We start from the raw sequence: 16,037 nt of genomic DNA, 5'->3' as shown, positions 1-16,037 counted from the left end.
AAATGAACCAAAATTACTGGAAATTGGATTGGAATGGCCTGCACACTCATTATTTTCATTGTATTTTCAAAAATGTGCATGACAAAGAAACCTATTGCCATTATTTTTTTAAAAATTGACTAGGCGGCTTTAGGAAAGATGATTTCTTCAATATTTAACTGCTCTTTCTGACTGCTGTACCAAGCATCGATGTGCTGACACATCATTATGGCGTATAGGCGAATGTACCACATTTTTGTTGACCGGTGGCGTCCAGATTCCAAGTGATAATCTATTTTTTCTCTTTTATTAGAACGTTCAACAGAGGTTCTTCGTTTGTATATAAGTTTCCACTTTTCAGAGGACCTTGGTGTTTTGGTAAATAATCGTAGATTATCCTCTCTGAATGTATGGAATGTCCGACCATATTTTGCTTTTGAACACGGTGATGAGCATGTATTTTTGGTACCGCAAGCAAGTGGACAACGCCATTTTTGCCGATTTTGAGATTTGTCAAACCCGTTGGGCTTCATCTCCTTCCCAATCGGACAGATTGGAACACCTGTTGGAGATATTTGAATATCACTTTCTGTACTAAAGTTCTTCTTTGTTCGAACATTTAAATCGATGAAGGGTTCCACATTTTGATGTTCAAGTAGCTCATAAATGGCCTCAGCATCGTGCGCTGCATCAAGAAGAATTTTATCAATCGTGCCCAAGGTGTACCGTTGCGAAAATTCAATTGAACTAACCACTAGGCTGACTGAATCATGCCGGGAAGCAGGATGCAGCCGTGGATATAGCGGTAAGTCGTATTGGCTATCGCTAGTGGATATCATGTAGAGATGATATCCGTTGAAGTACTTTTCCTTAGAACTATCCCAGCCTGAGTCGATGTCGGGTTGTGAATACTGGCGTGGGTGAGTACAGTTCGTTAGTCCTTGGGCACTACAATTACAGGTTGATTTACTTCTCGGGTACCTAGCTGTTTCAATTGGTGTCCCATCTCCAACTACACCTAGAGCTTCGGGATCCCCAAGAAGACCAAGTTTCGTAGAAACCGCTAAAAATTGGGATTGAAAAAACTCAAATAATCGGTCTCCTGGCAGTTGTTTTTGTTTGGAACCATAACGCATTGCCCGATCAACGAGTTTACGAACAATTCCGGGATTCTTAGGTTCAGCTTTTTCACCCTTTTTAGGCTTCTTTTTCTTTTTTGACTTTTTCTTTTTAGGTTTGACCTTCGGCATAACATTCGGGCTTTCGAAGGCCCATAAACGTTTGAAAAAGTCTTCAAATGTTCCAACACCTGGTGTGTCACCGGGTTCAAAACCGCTAAGAATTGCATACAACGGAACGCGACGAAGTTGATCAACCCAATGAGTAATACCTTTTGTAGGTTGAACAAATAATGAAAGCAGATAAGAACGCATCATAGAAGCAGGGTCACGAGGCTTTGGTCCCTTTTTGGAATAGGAATCACCAAGCCATGTAGTTACCGAAGAGAGATCAGTTATCCAAAGCTTTTTAATTACTGGCCAATCCTTATTAACAAGGGTAAGAATGCCGCCAGAATAATGGGCATTTAACTGATTTAGAACGAAGTTTTGATAAGTTTCGTGTGCAATAAACGTTGGTTTCATTTTGGCACCTCAATCACAAGTAGTAAGGGAAAATAATCCCTTCACCGGCGATTATTGTGGTGTTTTTGAAAAGTCAAGTGTTTCTTGTCGAATTCGAGAAAATATTTTGATAATTAATTTCCAGTTTTAAAAAATGAACATTAAAAAATCCCACCTAAAATAGGAGGGATGAAATAAATTGGTTTGAGGAAAATCCTTGAACCACAAAGCTCGGCGAATGCCGAGAGTCTATTTATATTGTAGGAGGACAGATTCAAGACATTTATATCATCATGAACCCAGAAAAGCTGCCAAGTAACGGGTGATGATGAAAAGAGACTCCCGAAGCTGAGAGTCTCTTTCCTTTTACAGCCTTTTTTTCATCGCATTGGCGACAAATTCCACATCGGTACCAATGACGACTTGTATAGTCGTATCGTTGAGCTTTACGACCCCTTTAGCTCCTGCAAGCCTTAAGGCTTTTTCATCGACAGCTAACCATGAATGGATCGTTAAGCGAAGTCGGGTCACGCAAAAATCAAGATCTTTCACGTTTTTCTTACCGCCCAATGCCGCCAAAATGGCTTTTGCCATCTCTTCATAATCGGCAGAAGAGGTCTCCGTCTCATCCATGCTCTCTTCTTTTTCCCGACCCGGTGTCTGCAAGTTGAGCTTGATGATAAGAAAATAGAAGAGAACGAAGTAGATTACAGCATAGATGAGCCCGATAAATGCGAGCACCCATGGCTTAGTAGCGATTCCGAAATTAATAAAGTAATCGATCGCCCCAGCAGAAAACGTAAAACCATGCCGGATCTCGAGCGTATAGGCTACTGCCATCGCTGTTCCGGTTAACACCGCATGCACCCCGTATAAAAGAGGGGAGAGGAACATGAAAGTAAACTCAATTGGCTCGGTAATTCCCGTTAAAAATGCGGTGAAGGCAACCCCGCCAAGAAGGCCAGCGGTCGCTTTACGCTTTTCTTTTTTCGCTGCGAGAATCATTGCTAAGGCAGCGGCAGGTAAGCCGAACATCATGATAGGGAAGAAGCCAGCCATAAAGATGCCCGCATTCGGATCACCGGCGAAAAAGCGATGCAAATCTCCAGTGGCGCCGTTAAATTCCCCGAACACAAACCAGACGAGCGTGTTGATCACATGGTGTAAACCGAGTGGAATTAACAAACGGTTGAAGAAGCCATAAACCCCGACGCCAGTCGCTCCAGCTCCGATAATCCACTGACCAAATGAATCAAGCCACCCTTGAACTGTCGGCCAAACAAAACCGAAGAATATGGCAAGAACGAGCATGAACAATCCAGTCATAATCGGCACAAAGCGGCGACCGCCAAAGAATGCGAGCCATTCCGGCAGCTTTGTTTCCTTAAAGCGGTTGTATGTCATTCCGGCAACGACACCAGAAAGAATACCCCCTAGAACTCCCATGTTAATCGTTTCATTGATGGCTTGGGTTCCTTCCGTTAAGACGAAAAATCCGATGGCACCTGCTAGAGCAGCAGCTCCGTGACTGTCTTTTGCAAAGCCGACGGCGACCCCGATTGCAAATAAAAGAGCTAAGTTACTGAACAACGCGTCACCGGCAGCTGCCATAAAAGGAATATTCAATAAGTCCTCTTGTCCGAGACGAAGCAGTAATCCAGCGACAGGCAATGCAGCAATCGGAAGCAGTAACGAGCGACCAATCCGTTGTAGAAATTGAAGCATCGTCTGTACCCTCCTTCAGTTTGTAGGAACGAGGGGAAGATGCCCACGGTCCCCTCGTTACATGTCTATGCCCGTCTGCTGGAAGACTTGCCTATTAGTACAATAGGTATTTTTTTCTCGTTTTTTCAAAAGCTTTGATCTCTTTCCCCCAATCAGCGACGATTTCTTCAACAGACGCCCCTTGCATGATTTGCTTGCGCACATCACCATTACCGATCAGGCGATCAAAAAAGGAAATGCCCTGCTGATCTTCGGCCGTAAAGCGGAAATCGTCGGGATACAGGTCGTGTATTGTTTTGACAATGTGAAGTCCTGTTATGACAGGTTGAAAAGATTTTTCGTCGGTCACGTGAATTTGAATACCGTGACTTAAAGTGCCGGCATGCTTGGAAAACATCGGTGTAAACGAGGCCGCACGGAATGTCACCCCTGGAAGGCCAAGATCATTCAAGGTAGCGGCTAGCTCGGTCGAGTTCACAAACGGTGCCCCGATCAATTCAAACGGCTTTGTCGTCCCTCGTCCCTCAGAGACGTTTGTTCCTTCTATAAGGGCGGCTCCGGGATAGACGAGTGCTGTGTCAAGTGTTGGCATGTTAGGTGAAGGAAGCACCCACTCTAGCGGCAAATCCTTGAAATCGGTATGACGTTTCCAACCTGTCATCTCGACAACGGTCACGTCGGCCCCAATAGCAAACTCCTCATTAAACAATAGGGCAAGCTCTCCAACGGTCATTCCGTGGCGAAGGGGAATCGGGTACAAGCCCACAAACGAGCGGTACGGTTCTTCCAACATTGGACCTTCGACTTTTTGTCCGCCGAGAGGATTCGGTCTGTCTAACACGATGAACGGTAAATCGTTTTCAGCTGCGGCTTCCATCGCATAGGCCATCGTGTAGATGTACGTGTAAAAACGCGTTCCTACATCTTGGATATCAAACAAGAGGACGTCAATGTCTTCGAGCATGTCTGGGGTCGGCTTCCGCGTTTGTCCATAAAGACTGTATACCGGTAATCCCGTTTTGTCATCGATGTAAAAAGGGACGTACTCCCCGGCTTGAGCATCACCACGAACCCCATGCTCAGGACCATACAATGCGGTCAATTCGACGCGCTCATCTTCAAACAACACATCGACAATGCTATGGAGCTCGCGGTCCACTCCAGTTGGGTTCGTAATTAGGCCAACCTTTTTCCCTTCAATTAAATGAAACTCGTTTTGTAGTAACTGCTCGACCCCGAGAGAGAACGCATGGGGATTTCCTTTCTTTTTTCCTTTCCCTGCTCCATGGGCCACAGAGACGAGCCCAAACAAGAGCGTTACGGCTAGCAAAAGAGCCATCGTTCGTTTCATGTGATACACTCCTTTCTTTACTAATTACCATGATAACCCATGGCCATATTCAAACATCACATCACCCTCAATTGTCGGAATCGTTACTGGCAATTGTCCAGACGGCGTGAGGTCACCGACAATCGTCCGTACGGAGGCGCGGAAGCTTGCATCACGAAATCCATATTGAGCAATGTATGCTGGAACGGAAGGGTAGGCCATGATGTCATATGGATTACGAATCGCAACAGCGACTACTGGTTGATCAGCCGATTCACTCAACGACGCATATAGCTGCATGTGAGGATGTGACGGTGAGCGACCAGCGACGTTAGCCGAATGAGAAGCGATGATGATGGCAGAGGCCCCCTCTACAAGTTCTTGCTGTTCGGCGGTCAAGCTCGATTGGTTGCTACTAAGTAAAAGATGTTCTGTTTGAACAGAGGCGTCTTCAAAGGCAGCTGCTAAGTTTTCACTATAGGTGGAACCAACGACAACGACGTAGTCATCCTCTTCAACGGATAGAGGAAGCGTGTCTTGTTCATTTTTTATCACGGTTATGGATTGTTCGGCGATTTGTTGTTCGATCTGGCGGTGGTCGTCTGAGCCGATCACTCTTTCAGCCTCCGCGATCTGCTCATCAATCGATGTTGAGGAGTCCGTTTTAAGGATGCCTCGGTTCAGCTTCAATGTTAAAATGCGTTTTACCGCTTCGTTCACGCGCTCCTCGGAAATCTCTCCATTCTCCACGGCTTCCACCACCGCAGGAAACACTGTCTGTAAGCCGACTGGCATTAAAATAATATCCGCTCCAGCATTGATCGAACGAATGACTGCATCCGTTGGGCCGAAATGATCACTGATTGCGTTCATGTTCATCGCGTCTGTAATGATCACCCCTTCAAAGCCGAGGTCGTCACGCATTAAATCGGTGAGCACCTTTTCCGATAATGTAGCTGGTAAGGAAATAAGTGAGCCATCCTTCTCTGAGATCACTTTAGCATCGTCAATGGCTGGGAACGTTACATGGGCGGTCATGATGGCATCGATTCCTTCGGCCATCGCTTGACGGAAAGGAGCAAGCTCTACTTCATCTAGGCGAGCCCGATCGTGAGGCACCTCTGGTAACCCTAAGTGAGAATCAACATCGGTGTCCCCATGTCCGGGAAAATGTTTAGCAGTAGCAGCGACTCCTGTAGATTGTAGTCCCTTTGTGTAGGCGACTCCTAATTGGCCGACAAGCTCAGGGTTTTCCGAAAAGGATCGAACCCCGATCACTGGGTTGTCTGGATTGTTGTTCACATCGAGAACGGGTGCGAGGTTCATATTAATCCCGAGTGACTGTAGCTCCCGGCCAATGACAGTTCCAGCTTGAGAGGCTAAATCCTCTGAACGGGTAGCTCCGAGCGCCATGTTTCCCGGGAGATCTGTCCCATTTTGAAGGCGCGTCACAATCCCACCTTCCTGGTCAATCGTGATGAGCAGTCCGAGCTTTTCTGCTGCGTCTTGATAATCGTTTACAAGATGGATTATTTGCTCGGTTTCTACAACATTTTCACGGAAAAGGATCACGCCGCCGAGATGATATTCCTTCACCATTTGTTCAATCTCCGGAAGCATTTCCACCACATTCTGCCCGTTCCAAGTACGGAAATCAGGCATCATCATTTGTCCAATTTTTTCTTCGAGCGTCATTTGGTCGAGGAGCGTTTCGATGACATCGTATTGCGGACCTTTTTCCTGAATGAGCGTGACCCCTTTTTTCGGCGTTACGTGTATGGCGATTCGGTCAGAGGATGAACCGTGTGTGGCGTGAATGAAAGTCCGGCCAGGCTTGCCTGTGAGTGTGACAGTTCCCTTGTTATCAACAGTGGCAACTTTCCGATTGGACGAGCGCCAGCTTACCTCTTGATAGGTTTTGACTAACGCCCCGTCCTCTATCGTTAATGGTGTGAAGCGAATTGAGTCTCCAGAAGGGGATGGCAGAAAGCCAGGTACATTTTCCAGCAGTAGAAAAGAAGATGATCGTTTTGCTTCGGCAACACTTGACGGGGCAAAGCACATCGTAATGGCTATGATGAGCGATAGAGCAAGTCCAAATTTCATATTCTTTCTCCTCTCCTTAATAATTAGTGGCTTGCTATACTTTATGAGACAAGGTGTTGGTCTCATGCACGAGGAGAACAGAATCGGCCCAATTCCCTAGCATATGGGGAAGATTGTAAGTACAGCTTTAGCCGATTGCAGGTGGCATATACTTACTCATTAATCAATCGATCATTGGCATAAAGTGGAGATAAAAGAGTTGGCTTCTGAAGGTAAGTACGATAAAATGAAATCGTATATTTTCCAGATGACCACCATGATCGCATCACGCGATATGTAGGAGTTGTAGCAGATGAAAACAGCTCGATTGATCTATAACCCAACATCAGGGCGGGAACAAATCAGAAAAAGCCTAGCCTATATTCTTGAGCGACTAGAACTGGCAGGATATGAAACATCGACCCATGCGACGACTGGGGAAGGTAGTGCCACGGAGGCAGCTAGGCTTGCTGGTGAGCGGAGGCATGATTTAGTCATTGCGGCAGGTGGTGACGGCACGATTTATGAAGTTGTCAATGGCCTTGCAGGGTTGGAGAAGCGTCCTACGCTAGGACTCATTCCAGCAGGAACGACCAATGATTTTGCTCGAGCGTTGAACATTCCTCGTGACATCGAAAAGGCGTGCGATATTTTAATAGAAGGTCATACGAAACCTGTGGATGTAGGAAAAGCAGGGGACCATTACTTTATTAATATTGCTGCTGGAGGGACATTGACTGAGCTTACGTATGAAGTTCCTAGTAAACTGAAAACAGTCGTCGGCCAGCTCGCTTATTACATTAAAGGGCTGGAGAAGCTTCCGCAAATTTCACCAACAGACGTAAGAATTGAATATGACGGCAAGCTGTTTGAAGGGGAAATTATGATGTTTCTCGTGTCAAACACGAATTCTGTGGGTGGCTTCGAACGGCTAGCCCCCAATGCTTCATTGCGAGATGGCATGTTCGACTTCATCATCGTGAAAAAAACGTCCTTTCCTGAATTTCTTCATCTTGCAGGATTAGCGTTAAGAGGGGAGCACATTAAGCACCCAAAAGTATTATACGTGCAGGCGAATCGGATTAAAGTGCAGGCAGAAAAAAGCATGCAGCTCAATTTCGATGGCGAATATGGCGGGCTTCTCCCTGCTGAATTCGTTAACTTATACCAGCATTTTCAGATGCTATGCCCGAAAGACTGAATTAGAAGTCTGAGCCCAATGGTTCAGGCTTTTTGTTTTTATAGTTGTGACGACCAACTAATTAGATGATTGTCTAAATGGAGGTTTCTTTATGCAGCTCAATCGATTAGTTCATTTTCATAAAACGTTAGGAGATAAGACAAGAATTCGGATCATTGCTTTATTAAAAGGAGGCCCTCTCCATGGTCAAGCGATTGCAGGGAAGCTAGGACTTACACCACCGACTATTTCTCATCACTTGTCGAAACTGCGGGAAATTGATGTTGTTTATCAACGGAGGGAAAAAAACACAATTTATTTTTATCTTGATGAAAAAAAGCTGGAACGGATGGCAGGCGCGATCTTAATGATAGGGGGAGATGAGATGTTTAATTTTCAAGTCGATGATCAAGAGAAGGTCAGAGTGATTAAAAACTTTACGTTACCGGATGGCCGAGTAAAAACGTTGCCGGCCCAGCGAAAGAAAAAACTGATCATTCTTGAGTATATGCTAAGAGGAATCGAGCAGGGGCGCGTCTATAGTGAGAAAGAGATCAATGAGCATATTAGGCAATTTCACGAAGACTTTGCCACGGTTCGTCACGAATTTGTCATGTGTCAGTTTATGTTTAGGCAAAACGGGCAGTACGAATTAAACCCAAAAGAGATGTGGCCGCTTTAATTTTTTGTTAGGCAACTCACTTTACTTTTGCGTCATTGCGGGCGAGCGATCCCGACGATTTTTGGAACGTTGAAGTTAGCGTAACCGAAAAAGGAAGCCTCTCCGTCTAGGGGGCTTCCTTCGTTTTGTGTTGAGATAAACACTCGGCAGTTAACTACGTGTTCTCATCGACTATTAATGCTTCATGGATATGTTCGTGGAGACCGGTGTCGTCTTCAATATGGAAAACGACATGATACTCACCCGCGTCTGCAAACGTATGGCTGACTTCGTACTGACCTACGTCCGTCTCTTCGGTGTCGAGCCATGTATGTGCTTCGTCCTCATGTTGCCAAACCTCAAGTGTCAAAACCCCGCCAGTAAACGGTTTATCCTTATGTTCCACTACAATTAATAGGGTGGTTTCTTCGCCTGCTTGAATCGAGTCTTCCGCAAATAAGGAAAGGTCAATGATCTCAGATTCATACTCGACAAACGATTGTTTCTCTTGGTCAGCTTATTCCTCACCAATCGTCAATTCATAAAGGGGCATTCGGTGCATATCTCGAGCTGTCACGTGAGGTTGGACGAAGTAGAGACCATCCTCAGGAAACTCGTAGGTCACGCGATACACTCCGCCTCCTTCATTGGTTGACTCAATCATGTCACTCTCTTCTTTTGCCCCTTCTTGCCAAAATTCAACGATTACCTCCCGGGCATCTTCAACCGGCGCCTCGTTCTGGGTAACGAGAACGTCAAAGGTCATATTTTCCCCCGATGCGAGCGCTTCCTCATACAAAAGCTCAACTTCAATCGGTGATAACTGTTCTATATGATCGACCGCACCTTGCTCCTCTTCTGTCTGGCCACATGCGACGAGGAGAATGGCAACAGCGACCATTATCAAATATTTCAAAGGACGTCCCTCCTAAAGATTGTGCGCGTTCCCTTCCATTGTAAAGAGTTGGACAAACAGAAACAAGTTTCGTGTTGTGAACGTTTTGTCAACAAATGCCGGCAAAAAAGATAGACCTTTCATACTTTTTGGTCTAGGTGAATAGACTGATTTTCGGGGAATGAAAAAGGTTTGCGATTGTTGATCACGAAAATAGGGAAAACAGAAAGAAATGAATAGCGGAAAGGGAGATGGGTACCGGTGGGAGTGACGTACCAAGTTGAGATGAACGCTGCAATTGAAACGGTGTTTCGTTATGTGAGCGAAGAAGACTTGATGCGTGAATGGCAATGCGGGTTTATGGAAAACATCTACTTTCATAAGCGAGAGGGCATGAAGCGTAAAGGAGCTACCTTCGTTCAACGGATTCACAACGGTCGAAAAGTGGAGGAATATGCAGGAGAAATCATTGCTTTTCATCGTCCGTCTTTTTACGGTGTTCGCTTAGAAAGCGACTATCTTACGATGGAAATCTTTTATCGACTCATTGAAACTGAGGCAGGTGGAACGATTGTCCATTTCGAATGCATTCCGACCTTTAACAATTGGTATACGAAGGCCATTCGCCCGTTCCTTCATCAATCATTGCGCACGATGGGGCGGAAGCAGTTGGAGGCCCTGAAGGCGTGCTTAGAACAACAATGGCAAGGAATGCCGCTAGAGTCGAGAGTGTGAGAGAGAACCTACGGAAAATTCAATGAACGATGAGGGGGAACCCCCTCTATTTTATTTGGATATGGAGTCAGGTAAGCATCCAGATCTGAAAAATGAATCTACCAAATGTGATGGTAAGGGAATGGTGATAAGAAGATAAAGCAGATCAATAATTGGTGGTGTTTCGATTAAGAAGTCACTAAGTATTTATTGTTCCTGCAAAGAATGTAACAAAATTAGGCCATGGCGGTGAACTAAGAAAATCCACCGCCAAAACGTCACAATAGGTAATAGGACAATTCAATCAAAGAAAGGTTCCCGCCATCCAGTATTGATGTTTGGAACCTTTTTTCGTTGTTTTGCTATTTTTAAATCCGGAGGGCCTTTCGCTCGCTCTCTGTAAAGACGCGAGATCGTGTCAAGAATCGCTTTCCTTCAGGCCCTTCAAGGGAAAACATCCCTCCGCGTCCATCGACGACATCGATGATTAACTGGGTATGCTTCCAATATTCGTACTGATCCCTCGCAATGTAAAAGGGGACACCACCAATTTTACCGAGAAGCACGTCATTGGCGCCGACGCGGAGCTCTCCTTCAGGATAACACATAGGCGAGCTGCCATCGCAGCAGCCGCCAGACTGATGAAACATGAGTGGCCCATGGGTCTGTTTCAGCTTGTCGATGAGCAACAAGGCCGCCTCGGTTGCCGTTACGCGTTCGGGCACATTCATCACCTCTTAGAAAAATCCTAATGCGTCTTCACTGTAGCTGACGAGCAGATTTTTCGTTTGTTGATAGTGGCTCAGCATCATCAGGTGTGTTTCTCGGCCGATGCCGGACTTTTTGTATCCTCCGAAAGCGGCGTGGGCAGGGTAGGCGTGATAGCAGTTCGTCCATACGCGTCCCGCTTGAATCTCTCGCCCAAATCGGTAGGCTTTATTCATGTCCCGCGTCCAAACACCTGCCCCGAGTCCGTAAAGGGTGTCATTCGCAATCGCTAATGCTTCCTCCGCATCCTTAAACGTCGTCACAGAAACGACCGGCCCGAAGATTTCCTCTTGGAAGACGCGCATATCATTCGTACCTTTAAACACAGTTGGACTAACATAGTAGCCGTTCGCCAATTCACCTGGCAAATGATTGCGTTCACCGCCAGCGAGTACCTCGGCGCCTTCCTCCTTACCGATGGCTAAGTACGAAAGAATTTTTTCAAGCTGCTCCTGTGAGGCTTGAGCGCCAATCATCGTGTTAGGATCTAGCGGATTGCCTTGTTTAATCGCTTGTACCCGAGCCAAAGCACGCTCCATAAATGTATCGTAGATCGACTCTTGGATGAGGGCGCGAGACGGGCATGTGCAAACTTCTCCTTGGTTCAAGGCAAACAGGACGAACCCTTCGATCGCTTTATTTAAAAAGGCGTCGTCTTTTGCCATCACGTCATCAAAGAAAATATTCGGTGATTTACCGCCAAGTTCAAGTGTGACCGGAATCAAGTTTTCCGACGCATATTGCATGATTAAGCGGCCGGTTGTCGTTTCCCCTGTAAATGCCACCTTGGCGACACGACTCGAGGAAGCGAGCGGTTTTCCTGCTTCCACTCCGAAGCCGTTCACAATGTTGACAACCCCTTTTGGCAGTAGATCTTCAATTAATTCAAGCAAGACAAAAATCGAAGCCGGCGTCTGTTCTGCAGGCTTTAAGATGACGCAGTTGCCGGCAGCTAAGGCAGGTGCCAGCTTCCACGTCGCCATTAAAATCGGAAAGTTCCAGGGGATAATTTGACCGACAACACCAAGCGGTTCATGAAAATGGTACGCGACCGTATCGTTGTCAATTTGGCTCAACGTACCTTCTTGGGCACGAATCGCGCCAGCAAAGTAGCGAAAATGGTCGATCGCCAGTGGAATGTCGGCATTTAACGTTTCACGGACGGGCTTCCCGTTCTCCCACGTCTCCGCAACGGCGAGTTTTTCTAAGTTTTCCTCCATCCGATCGGCTATTTTATTTAATAGATTTGCTCGCTCGGCAGGTGACGTTTTTCCCCATTGCTCTTTCGCCGCGTGGGCGGCGTCAAGGGCTAGATCAATGTCCTCGGCTGTGGAACGAGCGACTTCACAAAAGACTTCGCCTGTAACCGGAGTGACATTTTCAAAATATTGACCTTTCACAGGCGGTGTCCATTCTCCATTCACGTAGTTGTCATACCTCTTCTTAAACGAGACGACAGCACCTTCTTCATTTGGACGTTGATACACCATTCTACAAAAACCTCCCCCATATGATTTTACTCCCAAAACAAGTGGGAGTATGTTCTTTCTTCGACAAAATGTAAGCGCTCCCTCCGTCGATTTTTAATTTTCTTAAAGGACGAGCTCACGTTCATCCTATGTGGAGAAGGAAAAAAATAGAACATTAAAAACTAAAAAATAAGCCCCTAAGAAAGGGGCCTGTGATCAATAGAACAGGTTTAATAAATCGTCTTTTTCCACTTGACCGAAGTACGTTTTGACGTCTACGTCCGCTAATGCTTGTTCGATGTCAGCTCGCTCATAACGGATGCCAACCAGTCTATCCTCCAGATCACGTACATCCCCTGTACCAAAGAAGTCGCCAAAGATTTTGCACTGTTGAATCGTACCACCTTTCACCTCAAGGCGGATGTCAATGTTGCCGACAGGGAAGCGGTGGGAATGTTGCAGGTTAAAGGCTGGGGATTTCCCGTAGTTCCAATCCCAATTTTGATACCGTTCCTTTGACAGCTTATGAATCTCTGCCCAGTCGTCGGCGGTTAATTTGTACTCTTGGATGTTCGCTTGACCGTCAAAGATCGATTCAAGTAGCAATGAGCGGAATTGGTCAATGGAGATTTTTTCGGTTAGAAATTCAGAAATGTTGGCAACACGACTGCGGATCGATTTAATGCCCTTCGATTCAATTTTATCTTTGCTAACGTTAAGGGCGGAAACAACATGGTCAATTTCAGAGTCAAAAAGAAGAGTTCCGTGACTAAACATTCGGCCCTTTGTGGAGAATTGTGCATTTCCGGAAATTTTTCGACCATCGCTTGCGATAATATCGTTTCTTCCTTTTAATTCAGCCGTGACACCGAGCTTGGCTAACGCCTTGATAACCGGATCAGTAAACTTTTGAAAGTTGCTGAAGCTCTCACCATCATCCTTTGTAATGAAGCTAAAGTTTAAATTTCCGTGGTCATGATAGACGGCTCCTCCTCCCGAGAGGCGACGGACGACGTGAATACCATTCGATTCTACATATTCCGTATTAATTTCTTCGATCGTGTTTTGATTCCGCCCGATAATAATCGACGGTTCATTAATATAAAAAAGCAAGTAGGTTTCATTAATGTCTAGGTTTTTTAAGGCGTATTCCTCAATCGCTAAATTAATGCGTGGATCGGTAATGCCTTGGTTATCTATAAAAAGCATGCGCGTCGCTCCTTTACAGTTTGTCTCTCTTATATTGTAGGGAAAAGGGAGGAGTGGTGCAATTTTCAAGCAATTGATTGACATATATAAATATTTTTATACAGGTCCGCTGTTGAAAAAGAATAACGAAGCATGAAAGATACTAGGTCAGTTGCTGTGGAAATATGGCGGATCAGAGAATGTGAGATCTGTGATAGATTAAGAACAACTTCTAGTAGAGGGAGGAAGGTAGAATGAAGCGGCGTGTACACGTGTTGATCATGACCATATTGATGATCGTTCTGGCGACTGGGACAGCTTTTGCAGACAATCGTGAAGATACAGAAGATACAGAGGAATATTTGGTCGGCTTTAAAAATGAAGCGGCCGCTCAAGCCTTCAGTAACAATGTCACGACCTCAGCGGTAGAAGTGCAGCACGAATACGAAAACCTCCCTGTCATCGTGTCAGAGCTTTCCACAGAAGTGGCCGAGTTGCTAGAAAATGACCCATCGGTTGAATTTATTGAAAAGAATGAAAAAGTATACCTTGATCCGCTTGTGATGAATAACATCCAAGAGACGGATATTCCGAAATTGGAAGAGCGTATGAAGCGGGGAGACGGGGTTAAGGTCGCGGTCCTTGATACGGGAATTGCAAGCCATGATGATTTACATGTTATTGACGGTGTGAGCTTCGTATCAGTTGAACCTTTTTACCGTGACTTAAATGGGCACGGAACCCATGTTGCGGGCACCATCGCTGCCCAAGAAAATGATGAAGCTTCGACTGGAATCGCACCGAATGTGGAGCTCTATGCCGTTAAAGTGCTGAATGGTCTTGGTGCAGGCTCGATTGCCTCGATTACGAACGGAATTGACTGGGCGATCTCAAACGATATGGACATCATTAATATGAGTCTCGGCACGAACACCGACTCAGAAGCGTTACAACGAGCGGTCGAGCGCGCCCATGATCATGGGATTTTAATCATCGCCGCCGCTGGTAATTCAGGGGAAGCGGACGAACAACATACGATTGATTACCCGGCTCGCTATGATTCGGTTGTCGCCGTTGGAGCGGTCGATGGCAATAACGAGCGAGCAAGCTTTTCAAGCTACGGGGAGCAGCTTGAAATCATGGCCCCTGGTGTTGAGATTCATAGCACCTTCCTCTTTAATCGATACGAGCGATTAAGTGGAACGTCAATGGCTTCACCTCATGTGACAGGAGCAGCTGCCCTCATTAAAAGTAACAACCCTGAGCTAACAAACGAACAAATTCGCAAGCGATTGAATACAACGGCCACACCACTCGGAAAGCCGTTTTATTACGGTCATGGCCTTCTTAACGTGGACGCCGCTTTAGATTAAAAAAGGAGCCACCCTCTTTTCCGTTGTCGATGGAGGGTGGCTTACTTAACCGATGAATTTCAGTCCGATTGTTGCTGCTAAAATGAGAGCGATGCATATAATCCGTAGGGTTTGTGGTGGTTCATCGTAAAACAACATACCGAGGAGTGCACCGCCTGATGCACCGATTCCGGTCCAAACGGCATAGGCTGTTCCCATCGATAGAGATTGCATCGCCATGGCTAACAACCAAAAGCTAAGTCCAAATCCGATGATCATCCCAGCATAGGCCTTCCACGAACGGCTTCGATGGAGCTGATTAATCATCAGTACGCCGACCATTTCACATAACCCTGCGGCAATAAGAATCACCCAAGCCATTTACCCCACCTCCTTTTGTTGAGATGAAGACTGTCCGCTCGCTAGCTTTAAGCCGATTACACCCGCTAATAAAAGCACAATAAGTAGCAGCTTCATTGAAGAGAGCGGTTCGGCAAAAAGAACAGCTTCAGCACACACGGTGCCAGCCGTACCTAGACCGACAAAGACCGCGTACACAGTACCGACGGGCAGCTGTTTCGCTGCTAAAATCATTAGCGAAAAACTAATGACAATCGCGAGGGCGGTTCCTCCCCATTCTAGCGGATGATCCGCGTGCTTCAGCCCGATCACCCATCCTACTTCAAACACCGCTGCTATGACAACCATAAGCCATTGTTTATTCATATAGCATTCTCCTTTCCATATAAAAAGCCCGAGACATATCGTGTATCGATATCTCCCGGGCTTTTCTCCCTCCGTGGACAAAAAAGACAATCTTTTTTGCGTTTTCTCTCGGACCAGGCCTTGCCTTGCAAGCGGAACCCTAGAAAACATTTGGCTATTCGGTTAATCCCCCTCATTATAGCAAGCCCCTTGCCAGAGTCAAGTCAAGGAATTTAGGAGATTGTGTCAACCTTTTGTGGGAGGAGTATTTTCCATCCTCATATGTGTAAGCGAATTCAGGATTTTAGGGTTCTCCTCGTTGAGAATCTTATGGTTTTTAAAAGCCTTTCAAGTCTTTCAGTGC

Annotated in this window: 15 protein-coding genes and 1 riboswitch; of the genes, 4 read left to right on the top strand and 11 right to left on the bottom strand. The window is 46.0% G+C overall.

Annotated elements, in window-relative coordinates:
• Positions 1-119 precede the first annotated feature (119 nt).
• The 4 genes from E2L07_RS17160 to nagZ all read right to left on the bottom strand — a co-directional run bounded on the left by E2L07_RS17160 (position 120) and on the right by nagZ (position 6,762).
• Complete coding sequence (locus tag E2L07_RS17160) at positions 120-1,622, bottom strand: transposase (protein WP_134228599.1); 1,503 nt, start codon at positions 1,620-1,622, stop codon at positions 120-122.
• A 345-nt stretch (positions 1,623-1,967) separates the two neighbouring features.
• Positions 1,968-3,326 carry an N-acetylglucosamine-specific PTS transporter subunit IIBC gene (gene nagE / locus E2L07_RS17155; RefSeq protein ID WP_053432432.1) on the bottom strand — a complete coding sequence of 453 codons (1,359 nt, stop codon included), beginning with the start codon at positions 3,324-3,326 and terminating at the stop codon, positions 1,968-1,970.
• Positions 3,327-3,420: 94 nt separating this feature from the next.
• Positions 3,421-4,677 (bottom strand): exo-beta-N-acetylmuramidase NamZ family protein, encoded by a 1,257-nt coding sequence (locus tag E2L07_RS17150; RefSeq protein WP_010896849.1) that lies wholly within the window; start codon positions 4,675-4,677, stop codon positions 3,421-3,423.
• Between the two features lie 24 nt (positions 4,678-4,701).
• Positions 4,702-6,762: a beta-N-acetylhexosaminidase gene (gene nagZ, locus E2L07_RS17145; RefSeq protein ID WP_134230170.1), complete on the bottom strand. Its 2,061-nt coding sequence runs from the start codon at positions 6,760-6,762 to the stop codon at positions 4,702-4,704.
• Positions 6,763-7,054: 292 nt separating this feature from the next.
• Here nagZ and E2L07_RS17140 point away from each other — a divergent pair, with 292 nt between their 5' ends.
• Together E2L07_RS17140 and E2L07_RS17135 are read left to right on the top strand one after the other, a co-directional pair.
• The gene (locus E2L07_RS17140; protein WP_010896851.1) at positions 7,055-7,942 is read left to right on the top strand and encodes a diacylglycerol kinase; all 888 of its coding nucleotides are present in this window, start codon (positions 7,055-7,057) and stop codon (positions 7,940-7,942) included.
• A gap of 91 nt (positions 7,943-8,033) precedes the next feature.
• On the top strand, positions 8,034-8,603 hold the full coding sequence (locus E2L07_RS17135; protein ID WP_134230169.1) for a DUF2087 domain-containing protein: 570 nt from the start codon (positions 8,034-8,036) through the stop codon (positions 8,601-8,603).
• A gap of 154 nt (positions 8,604-8,757) precedes the next feature.
• Here the strand turns inward: E2L07_RS17135 and E2L07_RS17130 are convergent, their stop codons facing one another.
• Positions 8,758-9,054, bottom strand: a complete 297-nt coding sequence (locus E2L07_RS17130) for a FixH family protein (RefSeq protein WP_276399898.1) — start codon at positions 9,052-9,054, stop codon at positions 8,758-8,760.
• A gap of 45 nt (positions 9,055-9,099) precedes the next feature.
• Entirely contained in the window at positions 9,100-9,498 is a 399-nt protein-coding gene (locus E2L07_RS17125) for a FixH family protein (RefSeq protein WP_134230167.1), read from the bottom strand.
• Between the two features lie 240 nt (positions 9,499-9,738).
• On the opposite strand from E2L07_RS17125, the gene E2L07_RS17120 reads away from it, so the two are divergent.
• Positions 9,739-10,212 carry an SRPBCC family protein gene (locus E2L07_RS17120; RefSeq protein ID WP_134230166.1) on the top strand — a complete coding sequence of 158 codons (474 nt, stop codon included), beginning with the start codon at positions 9,739-9,741 and terminating at the stop codon, positions 10,210-10,212.
• Positions 10,213-10,559: 347 nt separating this feature from the next.
• Here E2L07_RS17120 and E2L07_RS17115 read toward each other — a convergent pair whose 3' ends face one another.
• The 3 genes from E2L07_RS17115 to E2L07_RS17105 all read right to left on the bottom strand — a co-directional run bounded on the left by E2L07_RS17115 (position 10,560) and on the right by E2L07_RS17105 (position 13,637).
• Complete coding sequence (locus E2L07_RS17115; protein WP_053432436.1) at positions 10,560-10,916, bottom strand: DUF779 domain-containing protein; 357 nt, start codon at positions 10,914-10,916, stop codon at positions 10,560-10,562.
• Between the two features lie 12 nt (positions 10,917-10,928).
• Complete coding sequence (gene adh / locus E2L07_RS17110) at positions 10,929-12,449, bottom strand: aldehyde dehydrogenase (protein ID WP_053432437.1); 1,521 nt, start codon at positions 12,447-12,449, stop codon at positions 10,929-10,931.
• 195 nt (positions 12,450-12,644) lie between these two features.
• Entirely contained in the window at positions 12,645-13,637 is a 993-nt protein-coding gene (locus E2L07_RS17105; RefSeq protein WP_134230165.1) for a lipoate--protein ligase, read from the bottom strand.
• A 233-nt stretch (positions 13,638-13,870) separates the two neighbouring features.
• Between E2L07_RS17105 and E2L07_RS17100 the strand changes: the two genes are divergently transcribed.
• Positions 13,871-14,989, top strand: a complete 1,119-nt coding sequence (locus E2L07_RS17100) for a S8 family peptidase (RefSeq protein WP_134230164.1) — start codon at positions 13,871-13,873, stop codon at positions 14,987-14,989.
• A 45-nt stretch (positions 14,990-15,034) separates the two neighbouring features.
• Here E2L07_RS17100 and E2L07_RS17095 read toward each other — a convergent pair whose 3' ends face one another.
• Both E2L07_RS17095 and E2L07_RS17090 read right to left on the bottom strand, forming a co-directional pair.
• Positions 15,035-15,349, bottom strand: coding sequence for a DMT family transporter (locus tag E2L07_RS17095; protein WP_134230163.1), 315 nt, complete (start codon positions 15,347-15,349; stop codon positions 15,035-15,037).
• The gene (locus E2L07_RS17090) at positions 15,350-15,694 is read right to left on the bottom strand and encodes a DMT family transporter (RefSeq protein ID WP_053432440.1); all 345 of its coding nucleotides are present in this window, start codon (positions 15,692-15,694) and stop codon (positions 15,350-15,352) included.
• Positions 15,695-15,744: 50 nt separating this feature from the next.
• Positions 15,745-15,848: riboswitch (guanidine-I (ykkC/yxkD leader) on the bottom strand.
• Positions 15,849-16,037: the final 189 nt, after the last annotated feature.

Origin of the sequence: Halalkalibacterium halodurans, assembly GCF_004376175.1 — a bacterium.
Classification (GTDB): Bacteria; Bacillota; Bacilli; order Bacillales; family Bacillaceae_D; genus Halalkalibacterium; species Halalkalibacterium halodurans.
Note: the sequence above shows the minus strand (reverse complement) of the source record. Positions and strands in the feature narration are given on the sequence as shown.

Bases quoted from the DNA above. Each gene is read 5' to 3' on its own strand.
- E2L07_RS17160 (WP_134228599.1), bottom strand. From the start codon at position 1,622: ATGAAACCAACGTTTATTGCACACGAAACTTATCAAAACTTCGTTCTA.
- nagE (WP_053432432.1), bottom strand. From the start codon at position 3,326: ATGCTTCAATTTCTACAACGGATTGGTCGCTCGTTACTGCTTCCGATT.
- E2L07_RS17150 (WP_010896849.1), bottom strand. From the start codon at position 4,677: ATGAAACGAACGATGGCTCTTTTGCTAGCCGTAACGCTCTTGTTTGGG.
- nagZ (WP_134230170.1), bottom strand. From the start codon at position 6,762: ATGAAATTTGGACTTGCTCTATCGCTCATCATAGCCATTACGATGTGC.
- E2L07_RS17140 (WP_010896851.1), top strand. From the start codon at position 7,055: ATGAAAACAGCTCGATTGATCTATAACCCAACATCAGGGCGGGAACAA.
- E2L07_RS17135 (WP_134230169.1), top strand. From the start codon at position 8,034: ATGCAGCTCAATCGATTAGTTCATTTTCATAAAACGTTAGGAGATAAG.
- adh (WP_053432437.1), bottom strand. From the start codon at position 12,449: ATGGTGTATCAACGTCCAAATGAAGAAGGTGCTGTCGTCTCGTTTAAG.
- E2L07_RS17105 (WP_134230165.1), bottom strand. From the start codon at position 13,637: ATGCTTTTTATAGATAACCAAGGCATTACCGATCCACGCATTAATTTA.
- E2L07_RS17100 (WP_134230164.1), top strand. From the start codon at position 13,871: ATGAAGCGGCGTGTACACGTGTTGATCATGACCATATTGATGATCGTT.
- E2L07_RS17095 (WP_134230163.1), bottom strand. From the start codon at position 15,349: ATGGCTTGGGTGATTCTTATTGCCGCAGGGTTATGTGAAATGGTCGGC.
- E2L07_RS17090 (WP_053432440.1), bottom strand. From the start codon at position 15,694: ATGAATAAACAATGGCTTATGGTTGTCATAGCAGCGGTGTTTGAAGTA.